This window comes from Shewanella sp. SM29 (assembly GCF_025654245.1).
Classification (GTDB): domain Bacteria; phylum Pseudomonadota; class Gammaproteobacteria; order Enterobacterales; family Shewanellaceae; genus Shewanella; species Shewanella oncorhynchi.
The window spans coordinates 109,291-124,175 of the sequence record NZ_JAKKRN010000008.1 but is presented as its reverse complement, the minus strand read 5'-3'; the positions used below and the strand labels follow the sequence as shown (position 1 = coordinate 124,175).

Below are 14,885 nucleotides of genomic sequence, written 5' to 3'. Positions count from 1 at the left end.
CTTTCCTTTTTGCATTTCAGGACGAGTGTGTTAATTTAAATACCAGTGTATCGGTGTATCAATGTATTAATACAGTGTGTAAAGGCTAATGTTAGAACTTTTAAATGTCAACCCCAGCAGTGGTGAACCCATTTACAAACAATTACACGAACAAGTCGTGCGTTTAATTGTGGGCGGTCAACTGCAAGTGGAAGACGTATTACCCTCAGTGCGCCAGATTGCCGAGCATTTAGCGGTAAATCCCATGACAGTTTCCCGCGCCATTCAACAGTTGGTTGACCAAGGTTGGCTCGAACGTCGCCGCGGCCAAGCGACAAAAGTTGCGTTGCGAACTGAGACTATGGCATCGGGTATTAGCCTGCTCGAACCCCAGATCTATGCCCTGTTGTCGCAGGCAAAGCAGTTAGGTGTCAGCTTGCCCGAGTTGCTGCAACTGCTAAATGAGCGCTGGCAAGATTAGAAAGTAATGTACCGATAAATAGCATAAAAAGGATGAAATTCGATGGACCCAAAGCGCACGCCAATACTTGAATTTAACCGAGTGAATAAAGTCTTTCGCGGTAAAGGCGCAGGTGAAAAGTGGGCGCTTAAGGATTTATCGTTAACTTTGTCGGCGGGTATGGTGGTGGGGTTATTGGGGCAAAATGGGGCGGGTAAATCAACCCTAATGCGCTGTGCCTTGGGTGTGCTCACACCGGATTCTGGCAGTATTGTTACCTTAGGTGAAACGCCCGAAAATTTAACCTCAAAGGCAAAGGAGCGTTTAGGTTATGTACCGCAGCAACCTTTTGGTTATGAAGGTTTTACCATTGAACGCGCCCTCGATTTACACCGCAGCTTTTATCCCAATTGGGACATGCAATTAGAGCAAGATTGGTTGGTACGTTTCGAGTTAGATGTGACCCAACAGGTGCAACGTTTATCGGTTGGGCAAAGGCAATCATTAGCGTTAATTATGGCGATGGCCTATCGCCCTGAGTTGTTAATCCTCGATGAACCCGTTGCCAGCCTCGACCCTATAGTCCGGCGCAAGTTTATGGTCGATTTGTTCGATCTTGCCCTCGAATCTGGCTCTGCCGTGCTGTTTTCATCCCATATCACCTCTGATTTAGAGCGAGTTGCCAGCCATGTGGCATTGATTAAACAGGGTGAGTTAGTGCTGTTTAAGGAAATCGATGCCCTGCGTGAAGAAGTGCGTTTGTTAACACTCGTGCCCGAAACGGTTTTGCCCGAGTCAATTACTGTGCTGAACCGTGTTGGCGATTCGGTGCTGGTGGATCTAGGTGAGCACAGCGCGTCAATATCAGGCGTGTTAAAGAATGAAGCTTTAAACTTGGAGCAACTGTTTATGGAGCTACACAGATGAGTGCGGCGCACCATAAGCAGATACAAGTCGCGAAGGGCAAAATAACGAGTCAACGAATGAATCCTTTCAAGGGCATGCTGCGCTTTTGGTGTTTTGATATCGGCAGTGTGAGCTTTTTAGGTACGGCTATACTGGGGGTGATCTTAGCTTGTATCGCCGCGGTTTATGGTAAAAATGACAGTGCTGAACTGTTGTTTTCTATGGGGATTATCTCAAGCTCGGCGGCGGTTGCATGGCAACTCATACGTCTGATGGCGAATGAATGTGCACAGTTAATTCCCCATTATCGTCGCCATATCTACATTCAAAGTGTCACTGTTTTAGTCAGCGTTTTTGGCATAGGAGTCTTGTTCTGTTTGGCTTTAGGTTTGACGGCTAGCCTAGCGAGCTTAGTGCTGGCTTTGGTGATGAGTTTAACTTTTATTTGGCTTTGTTTACTCAGCACTCAGTGGTTTTATGCTTCGTTTTTACTTTTTGTCTTAATGCCATTTATCCCATTGATTGCAGAGCACATTCCTCTTTGGCTAAGTGCGATTGCCCTGCTGATTTTAGGTATGCTGATTGCGCGTGCATGCGGTGTTTTACCTTGGCGTGCTGAGGCGAGGACGGTATATCTCAATGGTCTCGAAATGGGCTGGTTTTGGCTGCCGAATCTGCAATCCATGCGTATCTTGAGTCGCTTCGAGCGTTATTTGCATCCGACCAATTTCTTTATTGGCCCTATGCTCACCATTCTATTGTTATTACTGCCTATATTAGCCTTAGTGCTTGGGCTGTTGTCGCATCAATTTCATTGGAACGCCCCTGTATTATTGTTTTTGGCGCAGTTCAGCGTGATTAGTTGTTCGTTGGTGCATTGGAGCCGAGTGCAACGCTCGCGCTCGACAGAAACCTTATTGTTGATGCCAGGGTTTGATGGTCGAAAAGGACTCATAGCGGCATTTTGCCTTGGACAGCAAAGACTCCTGAATGTGGTCGTCGGCATTATGCTGACGTGTAGTCTGCTGTTGGGCTGGCTCAATGGTGATCTGAATATGCAGTTAGTGGGTCATCTCGTGCTCAGCACTTACTGGGCCTGCGCTTTGACGTTAGGTTTTGGCTGTATGTGTCGCCGAGTTTTGCATATCACGCTTACTATGATGGTCGTCGCGGGGCATTCCCTGTGGGTGTCCATCAGCCTTACCTCTTTACGTGATGGCGGCAATTTAACTAATTGGTTGCTATGGGATCTACTCTTAATACTGCTGGGGCAAGCGGTACTGATTTGGGGCAAGAAAACCCTCTGGAAGGGCGATGTTATGAGGGCATGTTGACGTTTCGAGATTAAATTTTGTTCGCTCTGGCAAGTAAGTGCTACTAAGAGTGGTACGCTGCTAAAGGCTATTTACAGCGTGATTTGGGCGACATTTGCACAACATTAGAGCAAAAACTCTTAGTTTTTATTTGGCCTTCAGGTAGAATGCTGCAAAAGCGGTACACTTGTAAGCTAAAAAGGTGAGTCTCTTATGTCTCTCGATCAATATCATGTTATTCGACTACTACAGCAGCAGAGCGAGTCTTTAAAAGACGCAGTAGCGCTGGAAGGTTTTGAAATGGCCGCTCCTTGGTATCAGGTGAGTTGGCAAGCCTTCGACCAAATCAGCAGTAAAATTGCACAAGTGTTGATCGAACTTGGCGTACAAGTGCAAGACCGTTGCGTTATTCTGGCGCAAAACTGCCCGCAGTGGACTTGTGCCGATGTCGGCACTCTCAAAACTCGCGCCGTTGTAGTGCCAATTTATCCCACCAGTACCGTCGAACAGGCGAGCTTTATCGTTAACGACGCCACCGCTAAAGTGATTTTTGTCGACGACGCTAAGCAATACGCCATGGCGTGTGAGTTGCAAGCCTTATGCCCAAGCCTAGAGCATGTGATTGTATTCGATGCCAGCGTGACACTCGCTGCCGATAAGGCCAATCAGCATTGGCATCTAGATACCCTACTGGCGGGTGACACTCAGTTAAACATTGAGCAAGAAGCCGAGCTTAATCAGCGTTTACAAGCTGCAAATCTCGATGATTTACTGACCTTAATTTATACCTCCGGCACGACGGGCGATCCTAAGGGCGTGATGCTGGATTACCGTAATATGGCGTCTACCATACGCCAGCACGATCAAAAACTGGCCTTCCATTCTGGCGATGTGTCTTTGGCATTTTTGCCATTGAGCCATGTATTTGAGCGCAGTTGGAGTTTCTACGTCTTGTGCCGTGGCGGCCATAACGTCTATCTGCAAAATACCCAAAGAGTGAAAGAGGCGATTAGCGCCGTGCGTCCACATACCTTGTGTGTGGTGCCGCGTTTCCTCGAAAAAGTGTATAGCGCCGTACAAGATAAAGTCGCCAAATCAGCCGACGGTCGTAAGAAGTTGTTTGCTTGGGCGATGCGCGTTGGCCAACGTCAGTTCGAAGTTGGCCAAGGTCGTGCTAAGGGGGGATTGTGGTTGTCGCTGCAATGGCGTTTGGCGCACAAGCTGGTGTATAGCAAGCTGCAGGCTGTGCTTGGTGGCCGTTTGAAGTTTATGCCTTGCGGTGGCGCAGCCTTAGATGTGAATGTCGGTAGTTTCTTCCATGCGATTAATATTCCAGTACTTTGTGGGTATGGTATGACAGAAACTAACGCGACTGTGACCTGCAATACCTTAGGTAATCGAGTGCCGGGTTCCAATGGACAACCTTTGCTGGAAACCGAAATTAAGCTAGGTAAGGACGATGAGATTTTAGTCCGCGGCGCGACTGTGATGCGCGGCTATTACAATCGTCCTGAAGATACCGCCGCTGCGTTTGAAGATGGTTGGTTAAAAACCGGCGATGCAGGGCGTTTCGATGCGAATGGCAATTTATTTATTACCGATCGTATTAAAGAATTGATGAAGACCTCCAACGGTAAATATATCGCGCCGCAAAGGGTTGAAGGCGCCGTAGGCTGTTGTCCTTTTATCGAGCAAGTGGCGATTATTGCCGATGCGCGTAATTATGTGACCGCCTTGATTGTGCCAGCGTTTGAGTCACTGGAAGCGTGGGCGAAGGACAAAGGGCTGAAGTATGAGTCACCTTTAGAATTGCTGCGCCATAGTCATGTGGTTGAGCATTTTGAGCAACGCTTAAAGCAGTTACAGCATGAGTTGGCCGGTTTTGAACAGATTAAAAAGTTCACTCTGTTGCCTGAAGCGTTTTCGATGGAAGCGGGTTTAATCACCCCAACGCTCAAGCTGCGCCGCAAGATGATTTACCATAAATATGCCCATGAAATAAATGCTATGTACAACAACTAATTGTTAACTTGTTGTTGCTAAAGGCCGCAGAAGCGGCCTTTTTTTTATCTACTACTTCCTGAAGTGCTTTTCTTCGCTTAAAATTCGCCCCGTTTACTGGTGCGCATGAGGCGCGAGGCGTCGGTATAAAAGGTGTAGTTAAATGGAACTTTCGATTCGTAGTTTATTCACTGCAGCGAGTGCGGTGTTGTTATCTTCTTTAACTGTCATTCCTGCAGCTGACGCTGAGGATTACGACAAAATCGTCCATGGCCCAGTGGACTTGCCTAACGGGCAATGGCTCAATTTCTATCAAAAAGATCATAAAGTGTGGGGCGAAATGCTCTATGGCGATGCGCCCGGCGTGCGTCTTGATGATTATGGTTCTGCTGAAGTGGTTGCGGTTTTTTACCTCGATTTTGATAAAGGTGGCACCAAAGAAGTGGTTGTCATGCTTAAAGATGCCGATGGTCAGCATTTACGGGGCTATGGTTTTGAAGGAGATGATCTCACAAAACTCCCCCGTCTACAGGTTGTGCTTGATGAAGTGGCACCAACCTTAACCTCGTTTACCGTGGGTAGCGTTCGCAAAGTGTTAAGCCAAATTCCGCCGCAACAATATCGTATGACCTATGATGTTGACGCGATTGAAGATCCCGCCATTAAAGCGATTGTCGATGGTTCTACTAAGCTCAAGCCGACCTTAGTGGGTTATCGTAATTCCGAAGGTTCCCCCGTCGATGTGAAGACAGCCGTCGAATATAAATTACGTTATCCACTCACTCGTAAAGATAAAGATGCCCAAGGTAATGAGCATCAATATAGCCTTGTGACCACCTTTGATCGCAGTGGATATAGTGAAGAAGATGGCAGTTTTGTATTGGTGAGCGTGGCCTTTGAGGCCGATGACTTTGATTGGCTTAAAAGTGGTGGTGCCGTGATCCCTAAAACTGGCCCATCCTACGATTTTATGAGTATGAGCATGGCGAGTACTTGGGCAGGGCTTGCCAGTGAAAGTCATTATGCCCAAGGCGTGCTTGATGGCCCGTATGCGGCCTACGATGGTCGCAATGGTAGCGTGGTTTACTCTGGTAACTACAAACAGGGCAAAAAAGTCGGTAAGTGGATGGAGACAGAGAACCAAGCCATTTATTGGGAAGGCGAATATCTTGACGGTAAAAAGCAAGGTAAATGGATTGCACAGTCGATGTTCGATGAGGCCGATAACTTTGGTTTTGCCCATTACAATCAGGATGTGCTCGACGGCCCCTACGAAGTCTATGAGCCCGATTATGACTCCAGTGCAGAAGGCGATAAGCGATTAGTGGCAAAAGGTATTTATCTTAATGGCGTAAAAGATGGCGAGTGGCTTGAGGCTGATGGCAGCAAAGGCCAATATCAAAAGGGTGTCAAACAAGGTCCTTGGGTCGATAAAGTGACGAGCGGACATTTCCGTGATCAAGTTGGTGAAGGCGCCTATCTTGCCGGAAAACGCACTGGCCTTTGGGTATTTAAAGCCGAAGATGGGACTCGTACCGAAGTGAACTATGTCAATGGCTTACGTCAAGGAGAGTCTAAATCATTCGACAAAAATAATCTGATGTTTAATACCCGTCATTATGAGCAGGGTCGCCTTAATGGTCAGAGTATTTGGTATTCAAGTCCGAATGTCGTGGTGGATATCGCTAATTACCGCCAAGGAGAGTTGGATGGCCAGCAAATGCGCTTTAATCCCCAGAACGGTGAGCTGACTGAACTAACGAGTTATAAATTCAATGAAGCGGTGACGCTTAAGCCTTCGCACGATGAATGTATTATGCGTGAGAATCCCTACTCAGATGATTGTGAAGGGGTGATTAATGGCAAAAATGAAGCAATTTCATCGATAAAACACGGTGAGCAGCGCGAATATCATAGTAGCGGCTCCTTGTATAAATTGGCTTATTACACCAATGGCGCTGTAGATAAAGAATATCAGTTTGATTCCAATGGCCGTTTATTAAATTTAAAAACGTACAAAGCGGGTAAGGAATACGGCCCAAGTATCAGTTATTCCACTGATGGTGGTTACTCACTCTCCCGATATGGTCACCAAGTGAATAACCGTGTCTCTGGCCCCCATTACAGTTTCTATCCTAATGGCCAATTAAGAAGCCTGTGGAACTACTGCCAGCAAGAAGGCGAAACCTGGAACGGTGAACCTTATTTCTGGGATAACGCCATTGCGCGCTGCGGTATACAGCGCGAGTACTTTGATAATGGTGCCGTGAGTTGTATTGAAGACCTCGATAGCAATTATGCCGTGGATAAAGTGTGTTACGACATGAATGGCAAGATAGCGAATGAAATGCTGCGTATCGATGAACAGCATGTGGTACACAAGCGCTACATTAACGGTGTCATCTATTCCGAAGAGCCGGGTTTTGCCGATTACTCACATATCACTAAGGGCCGTAAGATTTATCACTTAGAGAACCCAAAAACTCATGGGGTGTATAAGTCTTATAAAAATGGCAAGTTAGAATACGAGAAAATGTATGATATGGGTAAGGCTGGATGCCTTAAAAAGTACGATGCTAACGGCAAGCAAACCCCAGAAACGGCGAGTTGTCAGTTTTAAAATGCTAGGTTTGGGCTAGTGGCTAGAACCTGTTTGGCTTAGGATAATGGATGAGTTTGGTGGTGTGGTTTCATTGCGATAATCACCACGCTCTTCCATTCATAAAATAATAAAAAGGAAGTTTGCATGTCAGCCACAGAATACAGTCTCGAAATCAATCCAAGATTTACTGAAACCGACGGCCTCGGCCATATCAACAACACTGTGATCCCCGTATGGTGCGAAGCGGCGCGCACGCCAATCTTTGAGATTTTTAATCCCGAGTTAGATTTGCATCAGTGGAACTTAATCGTCGCGGGGTTTACCGTGGCATTTATCGCGCCGACTTACTATGGCAAGAGTGTCACAGTAAAAACCTATGTCAGCCGTATCGGTAATAGTAGCTTCGAGCTGACCCAAACCTGTTGGCAAGCGGGCAACAAGACCGCCGAAGTAAAAACTACACTCGTACATTACGATTACAGCAGTGAAAAAAGCCGCCCGATTCCTGAAGATATCCGCGAAATGCTCGCTAATCTGAATGGTGAAAGTGCTTAGTCTGCTTACTCTTTCGGTCAGCGTAATTGCAATTGCGCTGCTGAAGGGTTAATTTGTCGACCCGCTAACTGTGATGCAGATCACTTATCTGTATCACTTAATTTTTATCGGTTCGGATTAACCATGAGATTCTATTTTACCCGCATGCGATCGAAGGACATTTGTCCACCAAGACAGCCACTTAAAAAGATTGTGTGGTCATGGGTTGGGGCTTTCTGTGGCATTTACTTGGTCGCGAGTCTCGCAAATTATATGAGTGAAAACCTCGTCGACACTATGTTTGTCATTGGCTCGTTCGGCGCGTCGGCAGTGCTAGTGTACGGTGCACCGCTGGCGGAGTTTTCTCAGCCGCGTAACTTGATTGGTGGCAGTGTGTTATCGGCCTTAATTGGGGTCGCAGTGTACCAAGTGTGTGGCGATTATGTGGTGCTGGCGAGCGCCTTAGCGGTATCCCTGTCTATCGCATTCATGTACCTGACTCGCACTCTTCATCCTCCGGGCGGCGCAACGGCATTGATTGCCGTGATTGGCGGTGAAAACGTGCATCAACTCGGCTTTCTTTACGCGTTAATGCCAGTGTTCCTCGGCTCCGTATTACTCTTACTGGTCGCGCTGGTGGTCAATAACCTCTCCACCGATCCCAAGCGCCATTACCCTGTGTATTGGATTTAGCTCTGTACAGTACAAGTGTTTTTAAATGTAAAAATAAAGGCTTAAGCTCGGATGCGGCTTAAGGCTCTACTCAAGATAGATAAGCAAAAAGGTGCAGTTAAGCACTTTGAAATTAGAATCTTGGATTGGCGTGTAGATATCCGCAGGGCTGAGACCACGCCAAATAGGTCTTTGCTCGTGGGTTAACTTAAACACCTGCTGGGCTCGGTTTAATGTGACACTGAGTTGCGCACCATCGAATTGCCAAGTTCCTGTGTGTTGTTCTAATTCAAAATTATCATTAATGGGCCTCTCATATTCGAGCACGGCTTGGCCTTGAGGCGAAAGATTCAGAGTTGCATCACCCGCAGCACAATGATCTGTTCTGATAAAGTCTGGTGGTAAAAGTTGCAAAACCTGTTCACTGTTACGTAAGTAAATACCGATATTATTCATACTGAAAAAGTGCTTACCTTCGGCAAATTTATACTCTGTCGGTTCGGCAAAACCTTGGCCTTTGAGGAGATCTTCAATCTCAGTGATGGCTTGGGAATCGCGATAAGCGGGATTGGTGGCAATGGCCGTATTAGGGAATTCTGCCGGAATGGCGATGGTACTCTGACTTACTTGCCAGCCAGATTGGATTAAGGCGGTTTCAATGGCTTTTACCTTAACGGGTTCAATGCCTTGGGTAATCAGAATGGCTTGGCGTTGTTGGCAGGCGGACAAGATAAGTAAGCTTACAAGCAGTAAACTTTTACGACATAGGGCGACTGTCATTTAGCGGCACTCCTTTGCTGCGATGTGTTTGCTTATGTTTTAAGTCTAGTTTTTCAAAAATTTCTGTACATACCAGCAACTGGCTTCTATCTCAAAATCCTGGTTTTTTGCCCACTTTAGGCCATGACGAACTAAGCGTTCGGCAAGGCCTTTACCGCGCAGTTCGTTGGGGACAAAGGTGCGGCTAAAATCGATATCCTTGCCTGATAATTGGTATTCCAACACGGCTTCATAGCCATCGACAGGGATAATAAAACGCTGTCTATCCTGTTGATGTTCAATGGCTATCTCGATATTCTCGTTATCTGACATACATGCTTCCCTCAAGGTATGGCCTAAAGTGTGCTGGCAATTCGTTATTGATTTGAATAGCTTAAGCGATTTCGTGTTGTTTGAGAATTGTCAGCAGTTCTGCTGGTAACTCAGCTTTTTTGCCCGTTTTAAAGTTAAACATCACCGCGACTGAAGTACCTAACGTCGTTACTGCCTGCTGCTGTTTACTAAAAGCCTGATAATGCATGGTAAATCTATCGCTGTGAATATCGCTAATACTGACACTCACCAATAAAGTATCGGGGAAAGTCACTGGGCGTTTATAGCGAGCCTGATTTTCGCTGATTACGGGGCCAATACCTGATTTATACAGGGTATCTAGCGGGAAGAGGCGATTGAAAAAGTCGATACGTGCCGTTTCAAAATAGCGGAAATACACCACATTATTTACGTGTTGTAGGGCATCCATTTCACCCCATGCAACGGGGATTTCGGTGACTATAGGATGCTGTGCGAGAAACTTTTCCATTGCCTGCTCTTGTACACCTTCTTGCAGCTGTTCTTGTGTAAATCCCATGATAAAAATCCCAAGTTAAAACGCTCGTTTAAGCGGCCAGACTAGCAGCATAAGATTGCTGCGACAAGTCTTGGCCTAAGCTGATACTGTGGCTGATAATGGCAAGCAATGCAGATATGAGTAATGTCTTTAAAGGGTTAGGTTGAGCTATGTATATTGGACAAGCGGCAAAGCAAACAGGGCTGTCGATAAAAGCGATTCGCTTGTATGAGGAGTGGGGGCTTATCGACACTCCCGCACGTCAGGGGCGTTATCGTATTTATAGTGCGGCGGATATTAGGCTGTTGTTGCTGATCAAAGAGGCCAAAGCCCTCGGTATTAAGCTTGTCCAACTAAAAGATTTACTCGAACAAGGCGATAAGCATGCTCAGTTAGCCACAGTGCAGGTTTTTTTGTTGGGTATTAGAGCGGATTTTTTACGCCAGATAAGTGAATTAGAACATAAAGTCACTCAGTTAGATGCTTGTATTGATGGGCTCACCTCCTGTGAGTCGCAGCTGTTACCTTAGGTCTTGACTCTCCCCTTAGGGGCAGAGTTTATGCTATTTGCCACATTGACTGTTATGGCGTTTCATCGTGGCAAAAAAGATTTTAGTGATCTGTGGTAATCCTAAGGCGCAGAGTTTTTGTGAGCATCTGGCTCAAACCTATGTCCAAGCGGCGGCAGATAAACACTCAGTGAGAATCGTCAAACTAGCTGAGCTGAATTTTGACCCGAATCTGACCTATGGTTATCGTCAACCTCAGCCACTCGAAGCCGATTTGCTAGCGTTTCAAGCGAATATCCAGTGGGCGGAGCATGTGGTGATTATCACACCGATTTGGTGGGGCGGTATTCCTGCTAAGTTTAAAGGCTTAATCGATAGGACATTTTTATCTGGATTTGCATTTCAATATGAGAAAGGTAAATTGATACCCGCTAAGTTGCTGCGCCATAAAACCTCGCGAATTATCATGACTATGGACACGCCGCCTTGGTATTACAAGTGGTTTCAAGGCGCTCCCGCGCTGAAACAGCTTGATACCGCCACCTTAGTTTTTAGTGGTTTTAAGCGGGCTAAGTCCAATATGTTGGGGCCAGTGATGAGTGCTAAGGAGCCGCAATTGCAACAATGGCGAGCGTTGGTGCAGCGGCTGGGGAATTTAGGTTTATAGAATCTAGCGAAACAAGGAGTGGGGTGTGATTAAACAAGTGGGCAATACTCTTATTCAGCCAAAACACAGAGCGTCCTGCCATTGTGGTGCCGTGGTATTGGAGTTGTCATTGCCGAATGGCATCGAAAATCCACGCCGTTGCGATTGCTCTATCTGTCGCCGTAAGGGCGCAATGGTTGGCTCTGTGCCGCTGGCGGGGATTAAGATCCTCAAGGGTGAGGATGCGCTGAAACTCTATGAATTCAATACCAAAACTGCCAAACACTACTTCTGCTCTATCTGCGGTATTTACACCCATCACCAGCGACGTTCCAATCCCCATGAGTATGGTTACAACATTGGTTGCCTCGAAGGGGTTAACCCATTCGATCTCGAAAATGTGCCCACGAATGATGGCGTTAACCATCCTGCGGATCGTTAGATTATGAATATAGGTCAGTTTGCTGTACTCACAGGACTGTCGGCGCATACGCTCAGATATTACGAGAAAATTGGCCTACTGCAGTCTGTCGTTCGAAATGGCAGCGGGCATCGTGATTATGCTGCGAAAGAAGCGGAATGGATTGGGTTTATCAATCGCTTAAAAGAAACGGGCATGCCGTTAAAGCAGATATTGACCTATGCCGAGCTGCGTGTCCAAGGCGATGCAACCGCTGGCCAGCGACAGCAGTTGCTCGAGCAACATGCAACACAATTGGCTGAGCGTATTCGCCAAGAGCAGGAGCATTTGGCTGCCCTTAAGCAAAAAATTCACTATTACCAAACTCATTTTTAGTGGCTAAGCTCAGTCGCTAACATTTGTGGTTAAATGCTAAAAAGCTAATATTATTTACTTTTCTATTTGCTTGCGCCTCTAGTCGGCGAGTTAAACAGAGGGTTAGTTTTACTGATCCGCATTGCCTGTGTCATCCATCAATGAACCATTGACTTAGAGTTAACTCTAAGGTTTAGGCTGCTTGCTGTGATTTAATCCAACAGGAGCTAAAAATGAGTAATCAAAGATATGTGCAGGGCCTCGCTAAACTGACTGAAATCGACGGTGAGGCGGGGGAGAAAGTCATCCGCAGTCTTGCCGATATTTGCCCTGACTTAGGCAAGTACATTATTGAATATCCTTTTGGGGATATTTATCAGCGTGAAGGGCTCGACCTTAAGACGCGGGAGCTAGTGACAGTTGCCGCACTCACGGCGCTAGGGCATTGCCAGCCACAGTTAAACGTACATATTAATGGCGCATTGAATGTGGGTTGTACGCCGCAGGAAATTGTTGAGGTGATATTGCAAATGTCGGTTTATGCTGGCTTTCCTACTGCACTTAATGGCATGTTTGTCGCTAAAACCGTATTTTCTGAGCGGGAGTTAAGCGTCGTTTAGTTAGTCCTGAGTCAGGTTTATCGATTTGCAAAAGTGACCATAAGGCCGCTTTGATTTCCTCTCTCAAGTTCATTTTAGTTGGATTTAAACGGGCGATGGGGTGTTGCAGAGCTTTCATTCGACTCTAAACAGAACGTTCGACTTTGGCTAGAGATAGCCAAAGTGACCAATGTACCGAGATTGAGTGGCACAGTTGCCAACACTGTGCTTTGCACATTACAGTGGCAAATGTTGCCCGTCTTACTATTTCAATGGAATGTAAAATAATAATGAATTTAATCGGTTACATTGGGTCAGCTCGCCAATACTTGCGAAAGCTCAGCTTACCATCACTGAGTGAAATCCGTTTAGGTTTGGGCAAATTTTGGCGCTGTCTTATCCAAGGGGTGGCTAAGTTATCCTTTGCGCAAAAGCTGTATCTTATTGCTTTGATATTGGCTTTTAGTAGCGAGTTAATGGGGTTGGTCGCTGTGATTGCCGTAATCGCTATGGCCATCGAGTTTTGGCCTGTGTTCGAGCGGGTTTGGCACAGTTTGGCGGGCAAAGCTGTGTTGTTGCTGTTTTATGCGATGATTGCCAACTTTGCTTTGGGCTGGTCTGGCGCGATAGTTAACGAAGTGGTTGGGGTCTCAGCAAGCGATCTCAATTATACCCATAACTTAGCGATTTTACTCTATATGCCCGCTTGGTTTTTGATGGTAAGCGCGATTGTGCTGCTGGCATTACAGTTGATTATTCCTATCTATTTAATATTGATCTTTTTGCTTAAACCTTTAGGTGTCAAATCGTTACGGCTTACCTCGCATACTTCATTCCGTAAAACGACTTTTTTGATCCGTATCGTGCTAGCGACTGTGGTTTTGTATCACTTGAGTCTGTTAATTGATTTAGAGACTCGCATTGAAACCTCGTTTGGCAACTTTATTACCTCTCCCCAAGAAGCCGCTAAGCATGCGCCTCGCGAGCCTAAATCGGGACGGTTGCCGGATGCGACCGATGTGCTGACGGTACCGATTGTAGAGCTAACTCAGACTGCTCTTGACTCTGAAAGCGATAAATCGAGCAAGGCTGAGAATAGTAATGATGACAGCGAGCTGGAAGAGGAAGATCGCAAAAAGGCCTACGCCTCGGTGCGAACTCAATATCAGTACTTAGTGCGGCAATGGCTAGCTACGTTCGCATTTTCACTTGAAGCCAATGGCCGCTCGCGTTGTAAAAAGCCTGCCGAGTCGAATGTGATTGAATTAAATGATTACGAGATTTTGTTGATCACACCCGATAAGAATGCGGATTATGGTTATCGTTTTGAGGTGGAAAAATGTATCTCGGCCGCGTTTCCGCTAGCGGTGAAGGGCAATTGAGTCAATTAATAAAAAAGCGACCACAAGGTCGCTTTCGTTTTATAGGCTAAATCAGCTTGAGCTGACTGAGTCGACTATCGTGTTATTCAACCATCACGTTATTCAATAATTGCATTATTCAATCAGTAGCTCATCGAAGCTGCTGATTTTGCGGAACTCGCCAGTGCGTTGCTTGCTGTCGCGAACCATTTGGCAGGTCATCATACCCGCAGCGTCGGCAGCCTTTAATTCTTCAATGACATCAGACACAAATAGCACTTGTTTGGGGCTTAAGCTGATGGTGTTGAGGATATTGCAGTAAGCCTGCTTATCTAATTTGTTGCCCGTGCGGGTGTCGAAATGGCCGTTAAACATTTCAGTTAAATCGCCGCCGTCACTGTGGCCGAACAACAGTTTTTGCGCGTCGACAGAGCCGGATGAAAAACTGTAAATACGCAGATTTTGTGCGCTAAAACGTTTCACCGCTTCAATAAAGTCCGGGAAGATATGGCCCTTAAATTCGCCATGGGCATAGCCTTGTTTCCAAATTAACCCTTGTAAGGTTTTAAGTGGCGTGGCTTTACGGTCTTCGTTGACCCACTGTTGCAGGATCTCAGTTACACGCGCTAAGTCAGCCTCAGGCTCTAGGGCGATATCTTTAGTGTCACAAATACAGTTTTCAACCAATACATTGTGTTGGTTCTGTTCTAAAAAGTCTGGCAAGGCTTTGACAGAATAGGGGAATAGTACATCTTGGATAAAGTTTAGGTCTGTCGTGGTGCCTGCTGTGTCTACGACTATGGCTCTGATACCCATAATGTTTTGATACTCCACAATATGTTGGCTAAAAAATGCAACTCCGATCCTAAGCGTTATTGGTGAAATTGGCTAGTCTATTTCACCCAAACACATGGGCAAA

17 protein-coding genes are annotated in these 14,885 nt (G+C 46.2%); 13 read left to right on the top strand and 4 right to left on the bottom strand.

The genetic code is table 11. The features are described 5' to 3' along the window. Positions 1–88: 88 nt before the first annotated feature. From L5L77_RS07805 to L5L77_RS07775, 7 genes are all read left to right on the top strand, one after another. Positions 89–460 (top strand): GntR family transcriptional regulator, encoded by a 372-nt coding sequence (locus L5L77_RS07805; RefSeq protein ID WP_131524556.1) that lies wholly within the window; start codon positions 89–91, stop codon positions 458–460. Positions 461–502: 42 nt separating this feature from the next. Beyond that, positions 503–1,366, top strand: a complete 864-nt coding sequence (locus tag L5L77_RS07800) for an ABC transporter ATP-binding protein (protein ID WP_263185053.1) — start codon at positions 503–505, stop codon at positions 1,364–1,366. After that, positions 1,363–2,679 carry a VIT1/CCC1 transporter family protein gene (locus L5L77_RS07795; protein WP_263183923.1) on the top strand — a complete coding sequence of 439 codons (1,317 nt, stop codon included), beginning with the start codon at positions 1,363–1,365 and terminating at the stop codon, positions 2,677–2,679. Before L5L77_RS07800 ends, L5L77_RS07795 begins: the two co-directional genes overlap by 4 nt. Before the next feature lie 192 nt (positions 2,680–2,871). Further along, positions 2,872–4,680 carry an AMP-dependent synthetase/ligase gene (locus L5L77_RS07790; protein ID WP_198573882.1) on the top strand — a complete coding sequence of 603 codons (1,809 nt, stop codon included), beginning with the start codon at positions 2,872–2,874 and terminating at the stop codon, positions 4,678–4,680. A 142-nt stretch (positions 4,681–4,822) separates the two neighbouring features. Continuing rightward, a complete protein-coding gene (locus tag L5L77_RS07785; protein WP_263222504.1) occupies positions 4,823–7,279 on the top strand; it encodes a toxin-antitoxin system YwqK family antitoxin in 2,457 nt (818 codons plus the stop codon). A gap of 126 nt (positions 7,280–7,405) precedes the next feature. Continuing rightward, positions 7,406–7,816, top strand: a complete 411-nt coding sequence (locus L5L77_RS07780; protein WP_168826862.1) for an acyl-CoA thioesterase — start codon at positions 7,406–7,408, stop codon at positions 7,814–7,816. Positions 7,817–7,939: 123 nt separating this feature from the next. Then, a complete protein-coding gene (locus L5L77_RS07775; RefSeq protein WP_131524567.1) occupies positions 7,940–8,488 on the top strand; it encodes an HPP family protein in 549 nt (182 codons plus the stop codon). Positions 8,489–8,554: 66 nt separating this feature from the next. Here the strand turns inward: L5L77_RS07775 and L5L77_RS07770 are convergent, their stop codons facing one another. The 3 genes from L5L77_RS07770 to L5L77_RS07760 form a co-directional block, all read right to left on the bottom strand. After that, the gene (locus L5L77_RS07770) at positions 8,555–9,247 is read right to left on the bottom strand and encodes a hypothetical protein (RefSeq protein ID WP_263147194.1); all 693 of its coding nucleotides are present in this window, start codon (positions 9,245–9,247) and stop codon (positions 8,555–8,557) included. 45 nt (positions 9,248–9,292) lie between these two features. Continuing rightward, positions 9,293–9,559: a GNAT family N-acetyltransferase gene (locus tag L5L77_RS07765; RefSeq protein WP_006084845.1), complete on the bottom strand. Its 267-nt coding sequence runs from the start codon at positions 9,557–9,559 to the stop codon at positions 9,293–9,295. Positions 9,560–9,620: 61 nt separating this feature from the next. Then, entirely contained in the window at positions 9,621–10,049 is a 429-nt protein-coding gene (locus L5L77_RS07760; protein ID WP_263179454.1) for an acyl-CoA thioesterase, read from the bottom strand. A gap of 197 nt (positions 10,050–10,246) precedes the next feature. On the opposite strand from L5L77_RS07760, the gene L5L77_RS07755 reads away from it, so the two are divergent. The 6 genes from L5L77_RS07755 to L5L77_RS07730 all read left to right on the top strand — a co-directional run bounded on the left by L5L77_RS07755 (position 10,247) and on the right by L5L77_RS07730 (position 13,987). Continuing rightward, entirely contained in the window at positions 10,247–10,606 is a 360-nt protein-coding gene (locus tag L5L77_RS07755; RefSeq protein WP_263185051.1) for a MerR family transcriptional regulator, read from the top strand. A 67-nt stretch (positions 10,607–10,673) separates the two neighbouring features. Continuing rightward, positions 10,674–11,252, top strand: a complete 579-nt coding sequence (locus tag L5L77_RS07750; protein WP_105250931.1) for an NAD(P)H-dependent oxidoreductase — start codon at positions 10,674–10,676, stop codon at positions 11,250–11,252. Between the two features lie 25 nt (positions 11,253–11,277). Further along, positions 11,278–11,673, top strand: coding sequence for a GFA family protein (locus L5L77_RS07745; RefSeq protein WP_105250932.1), 396 nt, complete (start codon positions 11,278–11,280; stop codon positions 11,671–11,673). 3 nt (positions 11,674–11,676) lie between these two features. Beyond that, positions 11,677–12,027 carry a MerR family transcriptional regulator gene (locus tag L5L77_RS07740; protein ID WP_105250933.1) on the top strand — a complete coding sequence of 117 codons (351 nt, stop codon included), beginning with the start codon at positions 11,677–11,679 and terminating at the stop codon, positions 12,025–12,027. A gap of 212 nt (positions 12,028–12,239) precedes the next feature. Continuing rightward, the gene (locus tag L5L77_RS07735; protein WP_263185050.1) at positions 12,240–12,626 is read left to right on the top strand and encodes a carboxymuconolactone decarboxylase family protein; all 387 of its coding nucleotides are present in this window, start codon (positions 12,240–12,242) and stop codon (positions 12,624–12,626) included. A 269-nt stretch (positions 12,627–12,895) separates the two neighbouring features. After that, the gene (locus L5L77_RS07730) at positions 12,896–13,987 is read left to right on the top strand and encodes a hypothetical protein (protein ID WP_212601144.1); all 1,092 of its coding nucleotides are present in this window, start codon (positions 12,896–12,898) and stop codon (positions 13,985–13,987) included. A 114-nt stretch (positions 13,988–14,101) separates the two neighbouring features. On the opposite strand, the gene mtnC is transcribed toward L5L77_RS07730, so the two are convergent. Beyond that, positions 14,102–14,782 (bottom strand): acireductone synthase, encoded by a 681-nt coding sequence (mtnC, locus tag L5L77_RS07725; RefSeq protein WP_105253037.1) that lies wholly within the window; start codon positions 14,780–14,782, stop codon positions 14,102–14,104. Positions 14,783–14,885: the final 103 nt, after the last annotated feature.